Origin of the sequence: Streptomyces sp. NPDC096193, assembly GCF_040302905.1 — a bacterium.
Classification (GTDB): Bacteria; Actinomycetota; Actinomycetes; order Streptomycetales; family Streptomycetaceae; genus Streptomyces.
The window spans coordinates 198,639-221,544 of record NZ_JBEOSJ010000010.1 but is presented as its reverse complement, the minus strand read 5'-3'; the positions used below and the strand labels follow the sequence as shown (position 1 = coordinate 221,544).

Below are 22,906 nucleotides of genomic sequence, written 5' to 3'. Positions count from 1 at the left end.
CCGCGTGTGCCGGTCCGGTGACCTAGCCCGCGGCGGCCGGCAGGACGGAGCCCTTGTAGGTGTCCTGGATGAACTTCTTCACCTCGGGTGAGTGCAGCAGCGTGACGAGCTTCTTCACCCGCGGATCGTCCTCGTCGCCCTTGTTCACGGCGAGGACGTTGGCGTACTTGTTGCCCTCGGCGCTCTCCAGCAGTACCGCGTCCTTCGTGGGGTCGAGACCCGCGTCGAGCGCGTAGTTGCTGTTGATCACCGCGGCGTCCACGTCACCGAGGACACGCGGCAGCTGCGCCGGCTCCAGTTCCTTGAACCTCAGCTTCTTCGGGTTGGACGTGATGTCCGCGGGACCGGCGGCGACGCCGGCCCCCTCCTTGAGCGTGATGATCCCCTCGGAGGCCAGCAGCAGGAGCGCCCGCCCCTCGTTGGTGGTCTCGTTCGGCACGGCGACGGTCGCACCCGCGGGCAGCTCGGCGATGTCGTCGAGCTTCTCGGCGTACACCCCCATCGGAGGCAGATAGGCCTCGGTGACGGGGACGAGGTCGGTGCCCTTCGTCGTGTTGAAGTTCTCTAGGAAAGGGGCGTTCTGGTACAGGTTCGCGTCCAGCTGTCCTTCCGCCAGGGCGGTGTTGGGCAGGACGTAGTCCGTGAACTCCTTGACCTGGAGGTCCAGGCCCTCCTTCTCGGCCAGGTCCCCGGCGATGAAGTCGAGTACCTCGCCGGCCGGCACGGCGGTGGCGCCGACGACGAGGGTCTTCGCGTCACCGCCGCCCGTGCCCGGCCCCGAACCGCACGCCGTCAGCGCCAGGGCGAGTGCCCCGGTCGCGGCGACGGCCGCGATGACCCGCTTGCGCATGGTGTGCTCCCTGTCGTGTCGTACGGGCTGTGGGGGTCTGCGGGCCGGTCAGACGGCCGGGACCACGGAGCCGTCGTACGTGTCCTCGATGAACTTCTTCACCTCGGGCGACTTCAGCAGCTTGGCGAGCTTCACCACGCGCGGGTCCTTCTCGTTGCCCTTCTTGACCGCGAGGAAGTTGCCGTACGGGTTGTCCTTGGCGGACTCCAGGACGAGGGAGTCGTCCTTCGGGCTGAGCTTGGACTCGACGGCGTAGTTGCCGTTGATCACGGCGGCGTCGACGTCGTCGAGCGAGCGCGGCACCTGGGCGGCCTCGATCTCCTTGAACTGGATCTTCTTGGGGTTCTCGGCGATGTCCTTGGGCGTCGCGTCGTTGCCCGCGCCGGCCTTGAGCTCGATGACGCCGTTGAGGGCGAGCAGCTTGAGCGCACGCGCCTCGTTGGTGGTGTCGTTCGGCAGCGCGACCGTGGCGCCGTTCTTCAGGTCGGCGATCTTCTTGACCTTGTTGGAGTACAGGCCGAGGGGCTCAAGGTGGACCGTGGCGACGGGCACGATGTGCGTGCCGTTCTTCTTGTTGAAGTCGTCGAGGTACGGCTTGTGCTGGAAGTAGTTGGCACCCACCTCACCGCTCTCGGTGGCCGTGTTCGGCGTCACGTAGTCGGTGAACTCCTTGACCTCCAGCTTGAGGCCGTCCTTCGCCGCGAGCTTGTCCTTCACGTGATTCAGGATCTCGGCGTGCGGGACGGAGCTCGCTGCGACGACGAGCGGAGCGTCGGCGTCGGCGGAGGAACCGGAGTCGGAGCCGCAGCCGGAGAGCCCGAGGGTGAGGGCTCCGGCGGCCAGGACGGCGGTGGTGATCTTGGCGGTGTTACGCACGAAAAGTGCCTTTCTCCATGGGTGGTACGACCCTGGTGGGGTCAATGGGGGTCAGGAAGTCTTGGTGGGTTCGGCGGTCGCGGTGGCGGGCTTGAGGATCCGCAGCCGGGGTGCCGAACTGCCGCGTCCGCGCTGGTGCAGACCGCGGGCCGCGTAGTCGCCGGCGAACTGGATGAGGGAGATGACGAGGGCGAGGATGGCCACCGTGATCCACATCAGTTCGGTCTCGAAGCGCTGGTAGCCGTAGCGGATGGCGATGTCGCCGAGTCCGCCGGCGCCGACCGTTCCGGCCATCGCCGAGTAGCCGATGAGCGCGACGATCGTCGTGGTGGCGCTGGAGATCAGCGACGGCAGGGACTCGGGCACGAGCACCTTGCGGACAACCGTCCAGGTGCTGCCGCCCATCGACTGCACGGCCTCCACCAGCCCGCCGTCGACCTCTCGGACAGCGGTCTCCACGAGCCGGGCGAAGAACGGGATGGCACCGATCGCCAGGGGGACGATGGCGCCCTCCCGGCCGATGGTGGTTCCGGTCAGTGCCTTGGTGAAGGGCATCAGCGCGACCATGAGGATGATGAACGGCATCGAGCGCGTGACGTTCACGATCTGGCCGATCACCTTGTTCAGCAGGGAGCTGCTGAGCAGACCGCCGCGGTCCGTGAGGACGAGGACGACGCCGAGCGGCAGTCCGCCGACGATGGCGATGAGGGTGGACCAGCCCACCATGTAGAGCGTGTCCCAAGAGGCCTGCTCCAGCAGGGGCTGCATCTCCGACCAGATCACTTGGCACCGTCCTTCACAAGCTCGGCCGCAACGGCCTCGTCGGCCACCTCGACCTGGAGTCCCTGCTCGCGCAGGAATCCGATCGGTACGACGTTCTCCTCGAACCGGCCGGGCAGTTCGATGCGCATCCGGCCGACCTGCCGGCCCGCGACGGTGTCCATCGCGGCGCCGAGGATCGAGATGTCGATGTTGTACGTACGGGAGAGCTGGGAGATCACCGGACGGGCCGCTGCCTCGCCGTGGAAGGTGACGTCGACGACCGTGCGGTCTATGCCCGAGGCGTCGCCGCTGACCGGGAAGAGTGCGGCGGCCAGCTCGGAGCCCGGGGTGGCGAGCAGTTCGCTGACGGTGCCGGACTCGATGATGCGGCCCTGTTCCATCAGGGCGGCGGAGTCGCAGACCGTCTTGACGACGTCCATCTCGTGCGTGATGAGCAGGACCGTCAGGCCCAGCTGCCGGTTGAGGTCGCGCAGCAGATGGAGGATGGAGCGGGTGGTCTCCGGGTCGAGCGCGCTGGTGGCCTCGTCGGAGAGCAGCACCTTGGGGTCGCCGGCGAGCGCGCGGGCGATGCCGACCCGCTGCTTCTGGCCGCCGGAGAGCTGGCTGGGGTAGGCCTTGGCCTTGTCGGCGAGGCCGACCAGGTCGAGGAGTTCGAGCGCCTTGCGGGAGCGTTCCCGGCCGGAGATGCCGAGGATCTCCAGCGGCAGTTCCACGTTGTCCTGCACGGTGCGCGAGGACAGCAGGTTGAAGTGCTGGAAGACCATGCCGATACGGCTGCGGGCTTCGCGCAGCTGCTTGCCCGCCCGCGGTCCTCGGCCGGCGAGAGCCGTGAGGTCTTCGCCGGCCACGGTCACGGTGCCGGCGGTGGGACGCTCCAGGAGGTTCACGCAGCGGATGAGCGAGGACTTGCCGGCGCCGCTCTGGCCGATGACGCCGTACACCTCGCCCTCCGCGACGTGGAGATCGACGCCGTCCAGCGCGGTGACCTCGCGTCCTCGCGAGCGGTAGACCTTGGTCAGGCCCGATGTGGTGATCACAGGGATGTCCGTCACTGTCGAGTGCACGGCAGGGGTGTCGCCGGGCACGGGGCATTCACATTCGGAAAGCGGCACGGATTCGTTCCGGAGCACGGAACGGGAAAAGTGCGCGGGGGCAGGCGTGGTCCATGGCTACGGACGCGGCGTCTGCGGTCTCACTTCGGGGCGCGAAACAACGGCAGGGGCCCTCAGAAGGCGCACATTCGACACATACAACGAGCACCGGGCGTCGTGATCGCCTCGGTCGCAAGGGTGCGGCTGCTCGTCGTGGTCATGGCGGCAAGTAAACCAGACCGTCACACCGGACGATCACGGCCGTCCGAATAGCGGACAGCTGGGAGATGGAAAATGGACGGAGTCACTCCGCCGCGGTGATCTCCAGGCCGGCCCCGCTGACCTGCGCAGACACTGCCGAGAGATCAGGGACGATGACATCGGCCAACAGCTCGGTGGCCGCGTGCGTTGTGGTCAAGGCCACGGTTCGCATACCGGCGGCCCGCCCCGCGGTCAGTCCTGCCGGGGCGTCCTCGAAGACCACACAGCCCTCCGGCCGCACCCCGAGCCGGCGCGCGCCGAGCAGGAAGGGCTCCGGGTCGGGCTTGCCCCGGGTGATGTCGTCCGCGGCGATGAGGTTCTTGGGCCGGATGCCGACCTCTTCGAGCCGGGCCTCGGCCAGCCGCCGCGTCGCGGAGGTGACGACGGCCCAGCGGTCGGCGGGCAGGCTGTCCAGCAGTTCGGCGGTGCCGGGCAGGAGCACGACTCCCCCGGCGACGTCCTCGACCTCCAGCTGCTCGATACGGGCCACGGCCTCGGGCACCACCGCGGCGGGCAGCAGGTCGGCGGCTATCTCCACGGCGGGACGGCCGTGCAGCTCGACGCGGGCGAAGTCCTCCGCGGTGATGCCGTACTCCCGCGCCCACCGGGTCCAGCAGCGGTACACCGACTCCATCGAGGAGACGAGGGTTCCGTCGTTGTCGAACAGCAGGGCTTCGGCGGGGATCTTCATGGTCCCGACCCTACGGGGCGCACCGGGGCCGCTCGCAGCGGGCCTTTTGGCCCGTAATACGCTCGGGCCATGCTTGACGCCCTGACGGTCGCGGTCGCCGTGACCGCGCTCGCTCTCGCCGCCTGGTGCGGCTTCGCCGCCTATCGCGATCAGCCGACCAAGGACTGGCACTTCATCGGCATGGCCGTGGTGACCGTCCTCGCGCTGGCGCAGCTGGTGGTGGGCATCGTCCAACTGGCGCGCGGGCAGGAGGCGCACGAGGGCAACACGATTTTCGTCTCCTATCTGATCGGCTCGTTCCTCTCGGTCCCGGCCGCCGGATTCCTGTCGCTGGCGGAGCGGACCCGCTGGGGCTCGGCGACCGTCGCCGCCGGGGCCGTGGTCCTCGCGGTACTCGAAGTGCGGCTCTACGACATCTGGGGAGGCTGACGATGGCCGAGCCCGTCACCGGCGACAAGAACGGCCGGCAGGAGCGGACCAGGCTCGTCCGGGGCCCCGGACTGCTGCTGGTGTGGGTGTACGGAGTGATGTCGGTCGGCGCGGTGTCGCGCTCGGTCTACCAGATCCTCACCGACTTCGGCAGCGCCCCGCTGGCGCATGTGCTCTCCGCCGTCGCCGCCGTGGTGTATGCCTTCATCACCTACACCCTGGTCCGCGGCGGAGAGAAGGCCCGCAGGGCGGCGCTGGTGTGCTGCGCCGCCGAGCTCGCGGGCGTCCTGATCGTCGGTACCTGGACGGTGCTGGAACCGTCCGCCTTCCCCGACTCGACCGTGTGGTCGGAGTACGGCATGGGCTATCTCTTCATCCCGGTGCTGCTGCCGATCACCGGAATGCTGTGGCTGCGCCGCTCACGCAGGCAGCCCGCGTAAGGGCTCGCGCAGGCAGCCCGCGTAGGGAGTCCGCCGCGGACACGGCCCGGACGGGCTGCCCGGGCATCAGGCGCTGGCGACGAACTCCCGTGCCGCCGCTTCCTTCTGGAGCGTGACCAGCGTGAGTCTCGGCCCCACCTGCTCGCTGGAAACCTGTACGTATCCACGGCTGCGGTAGAGCCGCAGGTTGCTCTCGCTGCGGTGGCCGGTGAACAGCTGGAAGCGTTTGGCCGCGGGCTCCGCGGCGAAGCCCTTCTCGATCGCGTCGAGCAGCCGGCCGCCGAGACCGTGGCGCTGCATCCTCGGGTGCACGATGAGCTTGGCGATCCGGGCCGTCCCCTCCTCGTCGACCCGGCCGCGCACGGAGGCGATCACCTCGTCACCGAGCCTGGCCACCAGAGCGTGGCCCTGGTCGATCTCGGCCCGCAGATCGTCGAGTGACTGGGTGAGGGGCTCGATCCCGTAGTCCCCGTAGAGCTCGGCCTCGGCCTGGTAGCACAGATACTGCAGCTTGAGGATCTGCTCCGCGTCCTGTGCTATCGCCGCTGAGATGGTCACGCTCATGCCCATGTGCGCACGCCTCCCGCTCACCTGTCCGCCGGTTGTCTACCGCTCCTTTCCCCCATGTTCAGGAGCTGCAACCTCTGTCATGAGCATTCTGCGCAGGCATCCCAGGCAACGGGAACGCATCGGCCCCAGACTTCCTTGTGAGATACCCAACTCCCCTGCGATTTCCCGGTAGGTGGGGTCCTCGGGCGACAACATCGCAGTCAGCAGACGCGGGCAGTTCCCGGGAGTGCGGGCGACGGCCGCCCGCAGAGTGCGGCGGCGTTCGGCGCGCAGCGCCGCCCGTTCCGGTCCGCCCGCGGGGTCGGCCGAGGGCTCCGTGCCGTACGGACGCTCGCGTGCGGCCGTGCGCCGGGCGCGCCGGGCCTCGGCCCGTACCGCGTACCTGACCCAGCGGGCGGCGTCCGGAGGTGGTCCGTCACCGTCGAGTTGTTCGAACAGCCGCACCCACACGGCCTGTTCCAGATCGCCCGCGTCCATCGCCGCACCGGGGGCCTCGGCCGTCGCCTCCGCGCTCACCAACGGGCGCAGAGCACTGACGACATGGGCAGCGGAGTCATAGAGAAGCGTCATGCCCGGCGGGACGTGCCGCAATGCGGCGACGGTTGCCCCGCGGGCGCACAGTCACCCGTACGGGCGGACAGGGCCTGCCCCCGCCGTACGCGGGGGCAGGCCGGTTCCCCTGATCAGCCGCGGAAGTCCGCGGCGGCCAGCAGTCCGGTGTCGGCGTTGTCGGTGAAGATGCCGTCGATGCCGGTCTCGAAGTAGACCCTGAAGGCACCGAACGCGTCGCCGTAGGCGGTCGGGTCGGTGCCCCGCCGGAAGTCGGCGGGCAGGAAGCTGTTCTCGTTCCGCATGGTGTACGGGTGCACGATCAGGTCCTTGGCGTGGGCGTCCCGCACCAGCGTCGTCGTCTTCGTCAGCTTGCCGTTGGCGTCCCTCGGGATGATGAGGTCGACCCACGGGCCGATGCCCTGGGCGAAGGACGCGATCCACTTCAGGCCCTCGGGCTTGACGAGATCGGCCACCGTCCGCGGGTCCCCCGCCGTCACGAAGTCCCAGGGGCGGGTGTTCGCGGCGTCGAACAGCACCACGCGCGGCGAGTCGACGAGCTTCGCCATCCGCTGCATGCTGCTCGGTTCGAACGACTGGAGGAACACGGGCGAGTTGCGGCGGTCGCGCCCGTAGCGGCGCAGCAGCTTGGCGAGCCGCTCCTCCAGCCCGAGGCCGATGCTCCGGAAGTACGTGGGGTGCTTCGTCTCGACGTGCAGCCACACCGGCCGGCCACGACGACGGCCCTCGGTCTCGGCCCAGCGCAGCACCTCCTCGAAGGAGGGCACGCTCCAGCGGCCGTCGTAGAGCGTGTTCTCCTGCCGGACGGCCGGGATCCGCTCCTTCGCGCGGAGCGTCTTGAGCTCGGCGAGCGTGAAGTCCTCGGTGAACCAGCCCGTGAGGCTCACCCCGTCGACGCTTTTCGTCGTTTTCCGCGTGGCGAATTCGGGATGGTTCGCCACATCCGTGGTACCCGTGATGTCGTTCTCGTGACGGCATACGAGATGACCGTCCTTGGTGGGCACCAGGTCCTGCTCGATGACGTGCGCGCCCATGTCGAGCGCCAGCTGGTACGAGCCGAGCGTGTGCTCGGGCCGGTAACCACTGGCACCGCGGTGGGCGATGACCGTCGGGTACGGCAGGTCCTTGTATCCACCGTGGCCGCCGCGTCGTTCAGTAGCTCCGGACGGCGTGGTGGTGGCACCGACACCGAGGGCGGCCGTGCCGAGTACCGCCGCTCCGAGAACAGTCCGGCGAGCCGGGCTTCTGTCCGAATCCTGCGTCATCGAGGTACCTCCATGTGATGTCCCGCACCTGTCGGAAGACGCCCGATCGTAGGCAGCTACGCCTTACGTACGGCAGACCCTGGACGAACGCGCCGGAAACACACGTCAACACTGCGTATCCGCTCCGTGAACCCGATGTGCGGTGGAGAGAAGCCGCGAGTATCGTCCTCACCTGCACAGACTTGGCCGTCCACTACCGTCCGTCCCTGAGACCGGAGGACCCGTTGTCCCGCTTGTCGCTCATCAAGGCCGTCCTAGGACCCTTCCTGCGCCTGATGTTCCGTCCACGGGTGGAGGGCACGGAGAACATCCCGGGCACCGGTCCTGTCATTCTCGCCGGGAACCACCTGACGTTCATCGACTCGATGATTCTGCCGTTGGTGTGCGCCCGTCCGGTGTACTTCATCGGCAAGGACGAGTACGTGACGGGCAAGGGCCTCAAGGGCCGGGCCATGGCCTGGTTCTTCACGGGCTGCGGGATGATCCCCGTCGACCGCGACGGCGCCAACGGCGGGGTGGCGGCACTGATGACGGGACGGCGCGTGCTGGAGGAGGGCAGGGTCTTCGGCATCTACCCCGAGGGCACCCGCTCCCCCGACGGCCGGCTGTACCGGGGCCGCACGGGCATCGCCCGGCTCACGCTGATGACAGGCGCGCCGGTGGTTCCGTTCGCGGTGATCGGCACGGACAAGCTCCAGCCGGGCGGCGCGGGCCTGCCGCGCCCGGGCCGGGTGACGATCCGCTTCGGTGAGGCGATGGAGTTCTCGCGCTACGAGGGCATGGACCGCGACCGCTATGTGCTGCGTGCGGTGACGGACTCGGTGATGACCGAGGTCATGGAGCTGTCGGGTCAGGAGTACGTGGACATGTACGCCACGAAGGCGAAGGCCGCGTAGGACCGCCGAAGGCCGCCGGGTGCGCCGCGAACCGCCCGGCGGTACGGGGCAGTTGACCGGGTGAGCCGACTGCCCCACGACGCACGACGACGGGCCGGGACCTGCTGAGGGTCCCGGCCCGTCGTCGTGCGTCAGTGCTCCACGCGGTACGCGGTACGCGGTACGCGGTCGTCGTGCGTCAGTGCTCCACGCCGCTTTCGAGGCGCTGGCCGCGCAGCAGGAACCACGCCGCGATCGCCGTCGCGAACAGCACGGCCGAGCCCACCGCGCCCGCCACATGGAACCCCTCCGTGAACGCGGTCTGCACCGAGGAGAGCAGCGCCTCGCCCTGGTGCGCGGGCAGCCCGCCGGCCACCTCCACCGCGCCGCCGAGCGAGTCCCGGGCCGCTTCCGCCGCACCGGCCGGTACGCCCTGCGGGACGGTGAAGTCCCGGTAGACGCCGGTCACGACGGTGCCCAGCAGGGCGATGCCGAGCGCCGCACCCAGTTCGTACGCGGTCTCGGAGACGGCCGACGCGGCGCCCGCCTGCTCCTTGGGCACCGTGGACAGGATGACGTCCGCGGTCACGGTGAACGCGAGCCCCGCGCCCAGTCCGCCGACGAACAGCGCGATCCCGAGCATCGGCGCGGAGGTGTCGGCCGTCAGCAGCGTGCAGGCCGCGAGGGCCAGACCGACGGCCGCCAGGCCCGTCGAGACGGCGCTGCGCACGGAAGCGCGGCGCGCCGCGTAGCCGGCGAGCAGGCCGGCGCCCACCGCTCCGATCGCCGCCGGCAGTTCGATGAGCCCGGCCTCCAGGGGCGAGCGCCCCTGGACGAGCTGGAGGAACTGCGAGAGGAAGAACACCAGTCCGGACAGGCCGAGAATGGTGAGCAGGTCCGCCAGCACCGCGCCCGAGAAGCCCTTGTGGTGGAACAGGCGTACGTCCAGAAGCGGCGAGGGCAGCGTCAACTGCCGTCGTACGAACCAGACGAGCGCCGCGATGCCGATGACCGCGGCCCCGCACGTGTCCGGGCGCAGGCCGTGCACGGTCGCTTCCTTGACGGCGTACACGACGGCGACGATGCCGATCAGCGAGAGGGCCACGCTGATGAGGTCCCAGGGGCCGGGGTCGGGATTGCGCGACTCGGGGAGCAGCTTGATGCCGACCACCACCAGCACCGCCATGACCGGCAGATTGATGAGGAAGACCGAGCCCCACCAGAAGTGCTCCAGCAGGAATCCGCCGACGACGGGCCCGACCGCGGCGCCCGCAGACGCGGCGGCGCCCCAGATGCCGACCGCGACGCTGCGCTCCTTGGGGTCGTGGAAGATGTTGCGGATCAGGGCCAGGGTGGAGGGCATCAGTGTGGCACCGGCGATGCCGAGCAGCGCGCGGGCCAGGATCATCATCTCGGGGCTGGAGGCGTAGGCGTTGAGCACCGACACCGCGCCGAACGCGACCGCGCCCGTCAGCAGCAGCTTCTTGCGGCCGATGCGGTCACCGAGGCTGCCCATGGAGACGAGCAGTCCGGCGATGACGAACGAGTAGACGTCGCCGATCCACAGCAGCTGGGTGCCGGACGGCTTCAGGTCCTCGCTGAGGTAGGGGGTCGCGAGGCCGAGCACGGTGGCGTCGACCGCGACGAGCAGCACCGCCAGGACCAGGACCGCCAGGGCGAGCCACCGGCCGGGTGCGCGCACGGTCTCGTGTGCCGTCGCCCGCTGGTCGGTTGTGCTCATTTCTCCACGCTCCGTCGTGCGCCGCCGAGCAGCAGCTCGGCGATCATGAATTGGTAGTCCTTGCCCGCGACCCGGCCGTCCTGCACCGCCCAGGCGCACGAGCCGATCAGCCCGTACAGCGCCTCGGTGAGCCAGGCAGGGGTGAGGTCGATGCGGAAGTCGCCCTCGTCCTGGCCGCGCCGGAACAGGGCCGAGACCCGGGCATCGAGCCTGGCCCAGCCCTCGTTGACCTCTTCGCCCTCGAACAGCTGGTTCTCGGTGACGAGGAAGGCGAGCAGCCCGGCACTCGGCTCGGTCTCCGCGATGAATCTGCGCAGCGCCTCGGGAGCCGGTCCCTCCGCGAGGCGGGCGGCGTCGAGGGCCGTCTCGAACTCGCGGATGCCGAGGTCCTCCAGCGCCCGTACGAGCGCCTCCCGCCCGGCGAAGTGCCGGTGCAGGGTGGCGCGACCGATGCCGGCGGCCCTGGCGACCTCGTCCATCGTGGAGGTCGCCTTGCGGGAGAGGAGGCCGGCGGCGGTCCGCAGTACCTGCTCACGATCCACTGTCATGAGACAAGCATAGACCATATGAGACACCAGTGTCTCATTCATAGGTCGGGTGCCCCCTCCCGCGGGTGCCGGGCCGCACCACCGGCGCGGCCGCTCTCGTCGAGGCAGAGCCGGCCGCAGTCCTCGCCGGGGCAGGCGCGGCTCAGGAAACCGGCGGTCGGCGAGGAGGTCGGCGCTGCGGAGCGGGCGGCCGCAGAACGGCTCCGGGAGAGCCGCCGGCGGCCCGCACCGTCCTCGCCGCACGAACTCCGCGGCCTTGGCCGCCCCCTCGGCCACGGGGGCCCACCGCCGTGAAGGCGGAGTCCGCCGTCCGGAGCGGTCGGGCAGGCGGGCGGGCGGCCGCGGAAGTCCCGTGCGTCCTCCAGCGCGGCGGCCGCCTCGGCCCGGTGACGGCGTGCCTGTTCCAGCAGCCGGAACGAGCCGGCCATCGGCCCGGCTCAGATGTCCGGACCGGACGGCGAGGGCCGAGCAGCCGTGCGGCCACGCCGATCCGGGAAACTTCGGGCCGCCCGACCGCCGTAGGTGTTGCCGTACTCCGGCGCCGGATGACCGCGCGTGTTCCACGGCAGCTATGTCTCACCGGCGCATAGCCGGGGGCGGGCGGTCGGTCCGGACGGGGATCGGCACGGAGCACGCGGTCGTGCAGGATGCGCGGCCCGGTGCCTGGTGGGACGCCGGGCTCGGCGAGCTGGAACCGGCGAGTGCTGCGCTATCAGTGCCAGGGCTTCCGCCCGGCGGACGCCGCGGAAAAGGGCGGTCGTCCGGGCCGCAACGAGCCGTTCGCGATCCGGGGGCTTCGGGGCCGGCAGCGCGGGATCGGTCACCACGCTTTCGTAGGGCCCTTGGCGAGCCGGGCCTCGGCCCGCTGCTGCGGTGCGGACAGCCGCGGGTGGTCGAGCGCTCCGCCGAGGCACTCGCTCGGCCAGGGGCCGGCGACGTCGGCGAGCAGCGAACGCGCCGGGGCGCGAGGGCCCGGTCGTGCAGCGGCACCCGCTGTGCGGAGGCCCCCGTGGCGGCGGCCTCGCGGACGAGACGGACCAACTCGCGCGCGTCGACCACGTGGGCGTCCGAGTCGGCGCCGCACCCGTCGTGACGGGTTTCGAGCCGCAATGCGTACGGCGCGAGCACGGGCCCTTGCGCGTCGGGCGGCCGGACGGGGCCGGCCGCCCGACGCGCGGTGGTCAGTGCTTCGCCCGCGCCCACGCGTGCTGGATCACCAGGTCCGCCTTCACCTCGGACAGCTGCGTGGCCACCGCCGACGGCGCCGTACCGCCGCGCCCGTTCCTCGACGCCAGCGCACCAGGGACGTTCAGCACACCGCGCACCTGCGGTGTCAGGTGCTCCGAGATCTTCGCGAACTGCTCGTCGGTCAGCTGGTCCAGTTCGATCCCCTGCTGCTCGCACTCCTTCACGCACTCGCCCGCGACCTCGTGCGCCACCCGGAACGGCACGCCCTGCCGGACCAGCCACTCCGCGATGTCCGTCGCCAGGGAGAAGCCCGCCGGGGCCAGCTCCTCCATCCGCTCCCGGTTCACCGTGAGCGTGGCCAGCATGCCGGTGAACGCAGGGAGCAGGACCTCCAGCTGGTCGCAGGAGTCGAAGACCGGCTCCTTGTCCTCCTGGAGGTCGCGGTTGTACGCGAGCGGCAGCGCCTTGAGTGTCGCCAGCAGGCCCGTGAGGTTGCCGATGAGGCGCCCCGACTTGCCGCGCGCCAGCTCCGCGATGTCCGGGTTCTTCTTCTGCGGCATGATCGACGAGCCGGTGGAGAACGCGTCGTGGAGCGTGACGAAGGAGAACTCCTTCGTGTTCCAGATGATGATCTCCTCCGCGATGCGCGAGAGGTTCACGCCGATCATCGCGGTGATGAAGGCGAACTCCGCCGCGAAGTCACGCGACGCCGTGCCGTCGATCGAGTTGCCCGCCGAACCGTTCTCGAAGCCGAGGTCCTTCGCCACCGCCTCCGGATCGAGCCCGAGCGAGGACCCGGCGAGCGCGCCTGAGCCGTACGGGGACACGGCCGTCCGCTTGTCCCACTGCCGCAGCCTCTCCGCGTCCCGGGAGAGCGACTGCACATGGGCGAGGACATGGTGGGCGAACAGCACGGGCTGGGCGTGCTGAAGGTGCGTACGGCCGGGCATCGCGACGTCGGGGTGCGCTTCGGCGAGGCCCACCAGCGCGTCCTGGATTTCGGCGACGAGGCCGCCGATGATCCGGGCGTGGTCGCGCAGATACATCCGGAAGAGCGTCGCGACCTGGTCGTTGCGGGAACGGCCGGCCCGCAGCTTGCCGCCGAGGTCGGGGCCGAGCCGCTCCAGCAGGCCCCGCTCCAGCGCTGTGTGCACGTCCTCGTCGGCGATGGTGCCGACGAACGAACCGTCCGCGACATCCGTCTCCAGCTGGTCGAGCCCCGCGAGCATGCGCGTCAGCTCGTCCTCGGTGAGCAGCCCCGCCTTGTGGAGCACGCGGGCGTGCGCGCGGGAGCCGGCGATGTCGTAGGGCGCGAGGCGCCAGTCGAAGTGCACCGACGCGGACAGCTTCGCCAGCGCCTCTGCCGGGCCGTCGGCGAACCGGCCGCCCCAGAGCCGGACGTCACCGTTGTTGCTGCTCACAGCTGAAGCTCCTCAGGAGGGTGGATGAACCACTGCCTCCCCGCCGCGGAGGAACGGGGAGGCAGATGTCGCGTGCACGGGGAATCGGGGAATCAGACGAGGTCGCGCTTGGCGGCGATCTTCGCCGAGAGTCCGAAGAGCTCGATGAAGCCCTGCGCCTTCGACTGGTCGAACGTGTCGCCCGAGTCGTAGGTGGCGAGGTTGAAGTCGTACAGCGACTCGGCGGACTTCCGGCCGGTGACGACGGCGCGACCACCGTGCAGCGTCATCCGGATGTCGCCCGTCACGTGCTGGTTGGCCTCGTTGATGAAGCCGTCCAGGGCGCGCTTGAGGGGGGAGAACCACAGGCCGTCGTAGACGAGCTCGCCCCAGCGCTGCTCGACCTGCCGCTTGTACCGGGCCAGCTCGCGCTCGACCGTGACGTTCTCGAGCTCCTGGTGCGCGGTGATCAGCGCGATCGCGCCCGGGGCCTCGTACACCTCACGGGACTTGATGCCCACGAGCCGGTCCTCGACCATGTCGATCCGGCCGACGCCCTGGCCGCCGGCCCGCTCGTTGAGCTGCTGGATGGCCTGGAGGACGGAGACGGGCTTGCCGTCGATCGCGACCGGGACGCCCTCCTTGAAGGAGATGACGACCTCGTCGGCCTCACGCTGCTCGGCGGGGTTGGAGGTGTACTCGTAGATGTCCTCGATCGGACCGTTCCAGATGTCCTCCAGGAAGCCCGTCTCGACGGCCCGCCCGAAGACGTTCTGGTCGATGGAGTACGGCGACTTCTTGGTGGTCGCGATCGGGAGCTGCTTGTCCTCGCAGAAGGCGATCGCCTTGTCCCGGGTCATCGCGTAGTCCCGGACCGGGGCGATGCACTTCAGCTCGGGGGCGAGGGCGACGATGCCGGCCTCGAACCGCACCTGGTCGTTGCCCTTGCCGGTGCAGCCGTGGGCGACCGTGGTGGCGCCGTGCTTCTTGGCGGCGGCGACGAGGTGCTTGACGATCGTCGGCCGGGAGAGCGCGGAGACCAGCGGGTAGCGGTCCATGTAGAGGGCGTTGGCCTTGATCGCCGGGAGGCAGTACTCCTCGGCGAACTCGTCCTTCGCGTCGGCGACCTCGGCTTCCACCGCACCGCAGGCGAGCGCGCGCTTGCGGATGACGTCCAGGTCCTCGCCACCCTGGCCGACGTCCACGGCAACGGCGATGACCTCGGCGCCCGTCTCCTCGGCGATCCAGCCGATGGCGACGGAGGTGTCCAGACCGCCTGAGTAGGCGAGTACGACGCGCTCGGTCACGGGTTTCTCCTTACGATGCATTCGGTGATGGGTATAACTATGCAAGGCACCGTATGTTTTGTCAACGCGGCCCCGAGCCTTGGGGGCGAAGGCGGCCACATCAGTGCGAACCGGTGCATGAGACGGCCGGACGGGATGATCGACCACAGCGGACAATCACCCGTATGGGACAGCGCTACGCACATATGGACGGCCGTATCCGCGCATTCATCGAGCAGCAGCCGGTGTTCTTCACCGCCACGGCGCCTCTGGCCGGAGACGGGCACGTCAACCTCTCCCCCAAGGGCCGCAGCGGCACCCTGGTCGTCCTCGACGAACAGACCCTCGCCTTTCTGGACTTCGGCGGCAGCAGCGCCGAGACCGTCGCCCATGTGCGGGAGGAGGGGAACGGCCGGATCACGCTGATGTGGTGCGCCTTCTCCGGCCCGCCCAAGGTGCTGAGGGTGCACGGCACCGGGGAGGCCGTGTTCCGCGACGATCCCCGCTGGTCCGACTACATCGGCCACTTCGCGGAGGTCGACGGGCCGTCCGCCCGCGCGATCGTGGTCGTCCACGCCCGCCGTATCAGCGACGCCTGCGGCTTCGCCGTGCCCTACATGGACTACCGGGAGGAGCGCACCCAGCACGCGGAGCACTTCGGCCGGAAGACGGACGAGGAGTTCGCCGCGTACTGCGCGAAGAAGGACCACGTGGGGGTGAGCCTGGACGGGCTGCCGGCGCTGCCGCTGCCTCTCGCGGCCCGGACGGACACCGTCTGACGCAGGACACCGTCAGGTGCGAGGACACGTCCGACCCGACGCGGGACACGTTCGGCGCGAGGCCACGTCCGATTTGACGCAGAACGCCGTCCGAGGCGAGGGCGCGGCATGCCCGGCGCCCCGGTCCTGGCCGGCGTGGCCACCGCCCGCAGACCGGGGCCGTCACCGGACACACGGCCCCACACCGTGCCGACGCCCGCGCCCGCGTCACGGCAGAACCCGGACCTCACCGGTTGAACTCCCGCCCCTTCGCATCCGTATCCAGGTACGCGAACGAGGCGCAGCCGAGGAGCAGTCGTGACGATGTTGCAGAGTGGTCGGGCCGCAAGACGCCAGACCATGCGGGCGATCCGGCCCCGGCGTGACCCGGCGGTGGTGTTGTTGGCCATCGCCTGGGTCGGGGCGGCGGCCGTGCTGTCCCTGTGGTGGCAGAACACGGCCGTGGTGCACATGGACACTGCCGAGTGGCTGGTCGGGGCCGGCAGGATCACCGGGCTGCTCGGCGGTTACATAATCGCGCTGGTGGTCCTGCTGATGGCGCGCGTTCCCGCGCTGGAGCGGCGGGTGGGTTCCGACCGGGTGACGCGGTGGCACGCGATGAGCGGCCGCTATGCGATCTGCCTGATCGTCACGCATGTCGTGATGACCGTGTGGGGCTACTCCGTACAGGCCGACACGGGCGTGATCGACCAGACCGTCACCGTCGTCGTCGACTTCCCCGAAATGATCAAGGCGGCGATCGGCACCGGCCTCCTGCTGTTCATCGGCTTCGTCTCGGCCGGCATGGTGCGCCGGAAGATGGCGTACGAGACCTGGTACTACCTGCATCTGCTGACGTATGTCGCGGTGTATCTGACCTTCTGGCACCAACTCGCCACCGGGGCCGAGTTCGTAGCCGACTCCGCTGCCCGCACCGTCTGGTACGCCCTCTACGGGACGGTCGGCGCCCTGCTGCTCTGGTACCGCGTGCTGGCGCCGGTCCGGCTGAACCTCTGGCACCGCATGCGGGTCGAGTCGACCGTGGACGAGGCACCCGGTGTGGTCTCCGTGCTGATCAGCGGACGCCGGCTGCACCGTCTCGGCGCCGAGGCGGGGCAGTTCTTCCGCTGGCGCTTCCTCACCAAGGGCCTGCGCTGGAGCGCCAACCCGTACTCGCTCTCGGCCCCGCCCAGGCCCACTCTGATGCGGATCACCGTCAAGGCCGTCGGCAAGCACAGCACGGCGCTGTCCCGGCTGGAGCCGGGTACCCGGGTCTGGGCTGAGGGTCCCTACGGCGCGATGACCGCCGGCCGGCGCAGCCGCAACAAGGTGCTGCTGATCGCGGGCGGCGCCGGGATCACCCCGCTGCGGGCGCTGTTCGAGACGCTGCCCGGCGGGCCCGGGGATCTGACCCTGCTCTACCGGGCCAGCAAGACCCAGGACCTGGCGCTGTGGAGCGAGCTCAAGGAGATCGCCCGCAACCGCGACGCACAACTGATGTACGCCGTGAACGGTCCGGACGGTGCCCGGCCCGAGATCACCGCCGAGCGGCTGAAGGAAGTCCTGCCCGACATCGACAGCCACGACGTGTACCTCTGTGGACCGCCCGGTCTCGCCGAGGAGTCCTTCCAGGCACTGCGTGAAGCCGGAGTGCCGTCCCGCCGCATCCACCACGAGTCCTTCGAGATGTGAGGCCGTCCGTGAAGAGGAAACACCCGCTGCGCCGGGTCATGATCGGCATCGCCGCCACGGCGACCGGCGTCGTGCTGCTGCTCGCTCTGAAGCAGCCGGGCACGACGGTGGCCGAGGCGTCCGCCGGTTCCCAGGTTCCGCCGGGCGGCTCGGCGTCGGCCGGCGACGGGGCCTCGGCCACCGGCGGACAGACGGTGCTCGGGGACGCCGCCGGTACGCAGTACGGCGACGTCCAGGTCCAGCTGACCCTCAGCGGCGGCAGGATCACCGGCGCGCAGGCGGTGAAGGCGCCCGACGCCGACGCCAACAGCCGGCAGATCGCCGCCGGCGCCATCCCCAAGCTCAACCAGGCCGTGCTGGCGGCCCAGAGCGCCGACATCGACACCGTCTCAGGAGCCAGTTACACCAGCAAGGGCTACATCACGTCCCTGCAGAGCGCCATCGACAAGGCGGGGGCGGCAGCCCCGGGCGCCGGGACGTCGGGAGGGACGGGAAGCGGCGAGGCGGCACCGCCGCCCGCGGCGGACCCGGGAGCCGGTGCGGACGCGGAAGCCGGTACGGACCCCGGCGCGGACGCGGACGCGGACGCGGACGCGGGCACCGGCGACGCGGCGCCGAAGACCGTGCTCGGGGACGTGGCCGACACGCAGTACGGCCCGGTGCAGGTCGAGATCACGGTCAGCGGCGGCAGGATCACCGCGGCGGACGCTGTGAAGGCGCCGAACAGCGACGCCAACAGCCGCCGGATCGCCGCCGATGCCGTACCCGAGCTCAACCAGGCCGCGGTCACGGCACAGAGCGCCGGCATCGACACCGTCTCAGGGGCCAGTTACACCAGCAAGGGCTACATCACGTCCCTGCAGAGCGCCATCGACAAGGCGGGCCTGTGATGTCCGGTGGGACGCGTCTGCGTCATGTCGAGCACGCGATGGGTACCGTCTTCTCGTTCGACGTCCGGATGGCCGCGGCAGGCGACTCCCCGCGGGTGCGTGCCGGGCTCGCCGCCACCGTGGCCGGTCTGCACCGCGTCGACGAGATCTTCTCGACATACCGCGAGGACAGCCAGATCAGCCGGCTGGCGCGGCGCGAGATCACGCTCGACGACTGCGTCACCGAGGTCGCCGAGGTCTTCCGGCTGTGCGAGGACGCCGAGCGCGAGAGCGACGGCTGGTTCACCGCCCGCTATGCCGGCGGCCTCGATCCCACGGGCGTGGTCAAGGGCTGGGCGGTGGAGTGCGCGGTCCGCATGCTCGCCTCCTCCGGCGCGGACGCGGTCTGCCTCAACGGCGGCGGCGACATCCAGCTGCACGGCGGTCCCTGGCGGGTGGGGGTGTCGGACCCGCTGCACCCCGGCGAGCTGGTCACCGTGATCGAGGCCGGGGACGGTCTGGCCGTCGCCACCTCGGGCCCGGCCGAGCGCGGCTGCCACATCCTCGACCCGCACACGCGGCGGCCCCCCGCCGACGGCATCGCCTCGATGACGGTCGTCTGCCCGGGGCTGACGGAGGCGGACGCCCGCGCGACCGCCGCGTACGCGATGGGCGACCGGGCCCGCGGCTGGCTGGAGGACCTGACGGGCACCGAGGCGTTCGCGGTCCTCGCCGACGGCAGCACCTGGCAGACCAGCGGATTCGCCCGCCACTCGGCGCAGTTGCCGGCCTGACGACGCAGTGGCCGGACGTAGGGGCCGCCTGACGGAGACCCGACCGGGCCCCCGTCAGCGGTCGTTCTGGGCCAGGCGCAGCAGATGGTCGGCGAGCGCCTGGCCGCCGAGCGGGTCACGGCTGATCAGCAGCAGGGTGTCGTCGCCCGCGATCGTGCCGAGGATGTCGCGCAGTTCGGCCTGGTCGATGGCCGAGGCGAGGAACTGGGCCGCCCCGGGGGGCGTGCGCAGGACGACGAGATTGGCCGACGCCTCCGCGGAGATGAGCAGTTCACCGGAGAGGCGGCGCATCCGCTCCTCCTTCGCCGACTCCCCCAGTGGCACATGCGGGGTGCGGAAGCCGCCCTCGCTGGGCACCGCGTAGATCAACTCCCCGCCGGTGTTGCGGATCTTCACGGCGCCGAGCTCGTCCAGGTCCCGGGAGAGCGTCGCCTGGGTGACGCTCAGCCCGTTGTCGGCGAGGAGCTTGGCGAGCTGGCTCTGCGAGCGCACCGGCTGCCGGTTGAGGATGTCCACGATCCGGCGGTGGCGGGCCGTACGGGTCTGCGGCACGGCCGGCCCGCCGTGTTCGGTGTCCTGCGCATCGCTCATCGTCGTCTCATTCTCCGGATCGTCCTTCCCCGCCTGCCGCGTCGAGAACACCGGGCAACGCCCGGATGAACGCGTCCACATCGGCCTCCCCGATGGTCAGGGGCGGCATCAGCCGTACGACATCGGGGGCCGGGGCGTTCACCAGGAAGCCGGCGCTCTGAGCCGCCTGCTGCACCCGGGGCGCGAGGGGCTCGTTGAGCACGATACCCAGCAACAGGCCCGCACCACGGACATGGGAGATCAGAGGATGGCCCGGCCGGTCCGCGGAGCCCTCGATTCCGTCGCGGATCCTCTCGCCGAGGCGCTTGACCTCGTCGAGGACTCCGTCCGCGGCCAGCGTGTTCAGCACGGCGAGGCCCGCGGCGCAGGAGACCGGGTTCCCGCCGAAGGTCGTGCCGTGGTGACCGGGCTTCAGCAGGTCCGCGGCCTCGCCGAAGACCACGGTCGCGCCGAGCGGCAGTCCGCCGCCGAGCCCCTTGGCGAGAGTGACGATGTCCGGCTCGACGCCCTGGTGGGCCTGGTGCTCGAACCAGTGGCCGGTGCGCCCGATGCCGGTCTGGACCTCGTCGAGGACGAGCAGCGTGCCGGTGGCCCGGGTGATCTCCCGGGCGGCCTCCAGATATCCCCTGGGCGGTACGACCACACCGTTCTCGCCCTGGATCGGCTCGATGACGACGAGCGCCGTCTCCTCGGTCACGGCCGCCCGCAGCGCGTCCGCGTCGCCGTACGGGACGTGGGTGACATCGCCCGGCAGCGGCAGGAACGGCTCCCGCTTGCCCGGCTGACCGGTGAGGGCGAGGGAGCCCATGGTCCGGCCGTGGAAACCGCCGTCGGTGGCGACCATGTGCTGACGGCCCGTCAGGCGGCCGATCTTGAAGGCGGCTTCGTTGGCCTCGGCGCCGGAGTTGCAGAAGAAGACGCGTCCGGGACGCCCGAAGAGCTGGATGAGGCGTTCGGCGAGCGCGAGTGGCGGCTCGGCGGTGTAGAGATTGGAGACATGGCCGAGCGAGGCGATCTGCCGGGTCACGGCCTCGACGACCGCGGGGTGCGCGTGGCCGAGCGCGTTGACGGCGATGCCGCCGACGAAGTCGGTGTACGCCGTGCCGTCGGCGTCCCAGACGGTGGCGCCCTCACCGCGGACCAGCGACAACTGGGGCGTGCCGTAGTTGTCGGTCATCACGTCCCGCCACCGCTGGGCGAGTTCCTGGTTGGTCATGGTTCCCCCTGTCCGTCGGGCACGACCATCGTGCCGATGCCCGAGTCGGTGAAGATCTCCAGCAGGATCGAGTGCGGCACCCGGCCGTCGATGACGCGGGCGGTGTTGACGCCGTTGCGCACGGCGAACAGGCAGCCCTGCATCTTGGGGACCATGCCGCTCGCGAGCTCCGGCAGCAGTTTCTCCAGCTGACCGGCGGTGAGTCTGCTGATCACCTCGTCGCTGTCGGGCCAGTCCTCGTAGAGGCCCTCGACGTCGGTGAGGACCATCAGCGTTTCGGCGCCCAGCGCCGCAGCGAGTGCCGCAGCCGCCGTATCAGCATTGACGTTGTAGACATGTCCGTCGTCCTGTGAGCGGGCGATCGAGGAGACCACCGGGATCCGGCCGTCGGCGAGGAGCGCCTCGATGGCGCCGGTGTCGATCGCGGTGATCTCGCCGACGCGGCCGATGTCGACCAGTTCGCCGTCGATCGTGGGCCGGTGCTTGGTGGCGGTGATGGTGTGGGCGTCCTCGCCGGTGAGGCCGACGGCGAGCGGGCCGTGCTGGTTCAGCAGGCCGACGAGGTCGCGCTGGACCTGACCGGACAGGACCATCCGTACGACGTCCATCGCCTCCGGCGTGGTGACCCGCAGGCCCGCCTTGAACTCGCTGACCAGCCCGTGCCGGTCGAGCTGAGCCTTGATCTGCGGCCCGCCGCCGTGCACGACGACGGGCTTGAGGCCGGCCTGCCGCAGAAAGACGATGTCCTGGGCGAAGGCCGCCTTGAGGTCCTCGTCGACCATCGCGTTGCCGCCGAACTTGACGACGACGGTCTTGCCGTTGTGCCGGGTCAGCCAGGGCAGGGCCTCGATGAGGATCTGCGCCTTCGGCAGTGCGGTGTGCTTGCGGGTGCTCATGACGAGTACGCGCTGTTCTCGTGGACGTAGTCGGCCGTCAGGTCGTTGGCCCAGATGACGGCGGACTCGGAGCCGGCGGAGAGGTCGGCGGTGATCCGCACCTCGCGGTAGCGCATGTCGACGAGGTCGCGGTCCTCACCGACTCCGCCGTTCTTGCAGACCCACACGCCGTTGATGGCGACGTTCAGCCGGTCGGGCTCGAACGCGGCGCGGGTGGTGCCGATCGCGGAGAGCACCCGGCCCCAGTTGGGGTCCTCACCGTGGATGGCGCACTTGAGCAGGTTGTTGCGCGCGATGGACCGGCCGACCTCGACGGCGTCGTCCTCGGTGGCGGCGCCGACGACCTCGATACGGATGTCCTTGGAGGCGCCCTCGGCGTCACCGATGAGCTGGCGGGCCAGGTCACCGCAGACCGTGCGGACCCCCTCGGCGAACGCGTCGTACTCCGGCGCCGTCCCGGACGCGCCGGAGGCCAGCAGCAGCACGGTGTCATTGGTGGACATGCAGCCGTCGGAGTCGATCCGGTCGAACGTGAGCCGGGTCGACTCCCGCAGTGCCGTGTCGAGCGTGGAGCTGTCGAGGTCGGCGTCGGTGGTGAGGACCACGAGCATGGTGGCGAGTCCCGGGGCGAGCATGCCCGCGCCCTTGGCCATTCCGCCGATGCTCCAGCCCTCGCCCTGATACACGGCCGTCTTGTGCACGGTGTCGGTCGTCTTGATCGCGATGGCCGCCTTCTCGCCACCGTGCTCACCGAGCTGTGCCGCGGCCTTCTCGATGCCGGGCAGGAGCTTGTCCATCGGCAGCAGCACACCGATGAGACCGGTGGAGGCCACCGCGACCTCGCCGGCACTGTGGCCGAGCACGTCGGCCACCTTCTCCGCGGTGGCGTGGGTGTCCTGGAAGCCCTGCGGCCCCGTACAGGCGTTGGCGCCACCGGAGTTGAGAACGACCGCGGTGACGTCACCGCCCTTGAGGACCTGCTCGGACCACAGGACGGGCGCGGCCTTGACGCGGTTGGAGGTGAAGACGCCCGCGGCGGCGCGACGCGGCCCGTTGTTGACCACGAGGGCCAGGTCCGGGTTGCCGCTCTCCTTGATCCCGGCCGCGATGCCAGCCGCCGTGAATCCCTTCGCTGCCGTGACGCTCACTGCTTCTCCTCGTTCGCTTCCTTGCCCGTGCGGCACGCGGACGCGGCTGCCGGGTCACTCTGCAGCCGGCCGGCTGCC

Annotated in this window: 23 protein-coding genes; 7 read left to right on the top strand and 16 right to left on the bottom strand. The window is 70.4% G+C overall.

The features are described 5' to 3' along the window. Window positions 1-22 precede the first annotated feature (22 nt). The 5 genes from ABTX78_RS17580 to ABTX78_RS17560 all read right to left on the bottom strand — a co-directional run bounded on the left by ABTX78_RS17580 (window position 23) and on the right by ABTX78_RS17560 (window position 4,552). A complete protein-coding gene (locus ABTX78_RS17580; RefSeq protein WP_352207670.1) occupies window positions 23-850 on the bottom strand; it encodes a MetQ/NlpA family ABC transporter substrate-binding protein in 828 nt (275 codons plus the stop codon). A gap of 48 nt (window positions 851-898) precedes the next feature. Further along, window positions 899-1,726, bottom strand: a complete 828-nt coding sequence (locus ABTX78_RS17575) for a MetQ/NlpA family ABC transporter substrate-binding protein (protein ID WP_352207669.1) — start codon at window positions 1,724-1,726, stop codon at window positions 899-901. Between the two features lie 51 nt (window positions 1,727-1,777). After that, entirely contained in the window at window positions 1,778-2,509 is a 732-nt protein-coding gene (locus tag ABTX78_RS17570; RefSeq protein ID WP_352207668.1) for a methionine ABC transporter permease, read from the bottom strand. Continuing rightward, the gene (locus ABTX78_RS17565) at window positions 2,506-3,546 is read right to left on the bottom strand and encodes a methionine ABC transporter ATP-binding protein (RefSeq protein ID WP_352207667.1); all 1,041 of its coding nucleotides are present in this window, start codon (window positions 3,544-3,546) and stop codon (window positions 2,506-2,508) included. Before ABTX78_RS17565 ends, ABTX78_RS17570 begins: the two co-directional genes overlap by 4 nt. Window positions 3,547-3,904: 358 nt before the next feature. Beyond that, a complete protein-coding gene (locus ABTX78_RS17560; protein WP_352207666.1) occupies window positions 3,905-4,552 on the bottom strand; it encodes an HAD family hydrolase in 648 nt (215 codons plus the stop codon). Window positions 4,553-4,621: 69 nt separating this feature from the next. Here ABTX78_RS17560 and ABTX78_RS17555 point away from each other — a divergent pair, with 69 nt between their 5' ends. Together ABTX78_RS17555 and ABTX78_RS17550 are read left to right on the top strand one after the other, a co-directional pair. Next, on the top strand, window positions 4,622-4,981 hold the full coding sequence (locus tag ABTX78_RS17555; RefSeq protein WP_352207665.1) for a hypothetical protein: 360 nt from the start codon (window positions 4,622-4,624) through the stop codon (window positions 4,979-4,981). Window positions 4,982-4,983: 2 nt separating this feature from the next. Further along, window positions 4,984-5,421 carry a hypothetical protein gene (locus ABTX78_RS17550; RefSeq protein WP_352207664.1) on the top strand — a complete coding sequence of 146 codons (438 nt, stop codon included), beginning with the start codon at window positions 4,984-4,986 and terminating at the stop codon, window positions 5,419-5,421. A gap of 66 nt (window positions 5,422-5,487) precedes the next feature. Here ABTX78_RS17550 and ABTX78_RS17545 read toward each other — a convergent pair whose 3' ends face one another. The 3 genes from ABTX78_RS17545 to ABTX78_RS17535 all read right to left on the bottom strand — a co-directional run bounded on the left by ABTX78_RS17545 (window position 5,488) and on the right by ABTX78_RS17535 (window position 7,826). Next, window positions 5,488-5,991, bottom strand: coding sequence for a GNAT family N-acetyltransferase (locus tag ABTX78_RS17545; RefSeq protein WP_352207663.1), 504 nt, complete (start codon window positions 5,989-5,991; stop codon window positions 5,488-5,490). A 36-nt stretch (window positions 5,992-6,027) separates the two neighbouring features. Continuing rightward, window positions 6,028-6,561, bottom strand: coding sequence for a sigma-70 RNA polymerase sigma factor region 4 domain-containing protein (locus ABTX78_RS17540; RefSeq protein ID WP_352207662.1), 534 nt, complete (start codon window positions 6,559-6,561; stop codon window positions 6,028-6,030). Window positions 6,562-6,674: 113 nt separating this feature from the next. After that, on the bottom strand, window positions 6,675-7,826 hold the full coding sequence (locus tag ABTX78_RS17535) for a glycerophosphodiester phosphodiesterase (protein ID WP_352207661.1): 1,152 nt from the start codon (window positions 7,824-7,826) through the stop codon (window positions 6,675-6,677). Between the two features lie 233 nt (window positions 7,827-8,059). On the opposite strand from ABTX78_RS17535, the gene ABTX78_RS17530 reads away from it, so the two are divergent. Next, complete coding sequence (locus ABTX78_RS17530; RefSeq protein WP_340477756.1) at window positions 8,060-8,722, top strand: lysophospholipid acyltransferase family protein; 663 nt, start codon at window positions 8,060-8,062, stop codon at window positions 8,720-8,722. A gap of 178 nt (window positions 8,723-8,900) precedes the next feature. On the opposite strand, the gene ABTX78_RS17525 is transcribed toward ABTX78_RS17530, so the two are convergent. The 4 genes from ABTX78_RS17525 to ABTX78_RS17510 all read right to left on the bottom strand — a co-directional run bounded on the left by ABTX78_RS17525 (window position 8,901) and on the right by ABTX78_RS17510 (window position 14,885). Beyond that, window positions 8,901-10,442: an MFS transporter gene (locus ABTX78_RS17525; protein WP_352207660.1), complete on the bottom strand. Its 1,542-nt coding sequence runs from the start codon at window positions 10,440-10,442 to the stop codon at window positions 8,901-8,903. Then, window positions 10,439-10,990 carry a TetR/AcrR family transcriptional regulator gene (locus tag ABTX78_RS17520; RefSeq protein WP_352207659.1) on the bottom strand — a complete coding sequence of 184 codons (552 nt, stop codon included), beginning with the start codon at window positions 10,988-10,990 and terminating at the stop codon, window positions 10,439-10,441. The genes ABTX78_RS17525 and ABTX78_RS17520 overlap by 4 nt, the downstream gene beginning before the upstream one ends. Window positions 10,991-12,171: 1,181 nt before the next feature. Next, window positions 12,172-13,599, bottom strand: a complete 1,428-nt coding sequence (gene argH, locus ABTX78_RS17515) for an argininosuccinate lyase (RefSeq protein WP_352207658.1) — start codon at window positions 13,597-13,599, stop codon at window positions 12,172-12,174. Window positions 13,600-13,691: 92 nt separating this feature from the next. Next, window positions 13,692-14,885, bottom strand: coding sequence for an argininosuccinate synthase (locus ABTX78_RS17510; RefSeq protein ID WP_352207657.1), 1,194 nt, complete (start codon window positions 14,883-14,885; stop codon window positions 13,692-13,694). Between the two features lie 164 nt (window positions 14,886-15,049). Here ABTX78_RS17510 and ABTX78_RS17505 point away from each other — a divergent pair, with 164 nt between their 5' ends. From ABTX78_RS17505 to ABTX78_RS17490, 4 genes are all read left to right on the top strand, one after another. Next, window positions 15,050-15,643 (top strand): pyridoxamine 5'-phosphate oxidase family protein, encoded by a 594-nt coding sequence (locus tag ABTX78_RS17505; RefSeq protein WP_352207656.1) that lies wholly within the window; start codon window positions 15,050-15,052, stop codon window positions 15,641-15,643. 303 nt (window positions 15,644-15,946) lie between these two features. After that, on the top strand, window positions 15,947-17,314 hold the full coding sequence (locus tag ABTX78_RS17500) for a ferredoxin reductase family protein (protein WP_352207698.1): 1,368 nt from the start codon (window positions 15,947-15,949) through the stop codon (window positions 17,312-17,314). Between the two features lie 8 nt (window positions 17,315-17,322). Continuing rightward, the gene (locus ABTX78_RS17495; protein ID WP_352207655.1) at window positions 17,323-18,204 is read left to right on the top strand and encodes an FMN-binding protein; all 882 of its coding nucleotides are present in this window, start codon (window positions 17,323-17,325) and stop codon (window positions 18,202-18,204) included. After that, entirely contained in the window at window positions 18,204-18,977 is a 774-nt protein-coding gene (locus ABTX78_RS17490) for an FAD:protein FMN transferase (protein WP_352207654.1), read from the top strand. Before ABTX78_RS17495 ends, ABTX78_RS17490 begins: the two co-directional genes overlap by 1 nt. Before the next feature lie 54 nt (window positions 18,978-19,031). On the opposite strand, the gene ABTX78_RS17485 is transcribed toward ABTX78_RS17490, so the two are convergent. The 4 genes from ABTX78_RS17485 to argJ are packed head-to-tail and all read right to left on the bottom strand — an operon-like array spanning window position 19,032 to window position 22,828. Next, window positions 19,032-19,568 carry an arginine repressor gene (locus ABTX78_RS17485; protein WP_313947391.1) on the bottom strand — a complete coding sequence of 179 codons (537 nt, stop codon included), beginning with the start codon at window positions 19,566-19,568 and terminating at the stop codon, window positions 19,032-19,034. A gap of 7 nt (window positions 19,569-19,575) precedes the next feature. Continuing rightward, window positions 19,576-20,784, bottom strand: coding sequence for an acetylornithine transaminase (locus ABTX78_RS17480; protein ID WP_352207653.1), 1,209 nt, complete (start codon window positions 20,782-20,784; stop codon window positions 19,576-19,578). Then, complete coding sequence (gene argB, locus ABTX78_RS17475; RefSeq protein ID WP_352207652.1) at window positions 20,781-21,680, bottom strand: acetylglutamate kinase; 900 nt, start codon at window positions 21,678-21,680, stop codon at window positions 20,781-20,783. The genes ABTX78_RS17480 and argB overlap by 4 nt, the downstream gene beginning before the upstream one ends. Further along, entirely contained in the window at window positions 21,677-22,828 is a 1,152-nt protein-coding gene (gene argJ / locus ABTX78_RS17470; protein ID WP_352207651.1) for a bifunctional glutamate N-acetyltransferase/amino-acid acetyltransferase ArgJ, read from the bottom strand. Before argJ ends, argB begins: the two co-directional genes overlap by 4 nt. Window positions 22,829-22,906 lie beyond the last annotated feature (78 nt).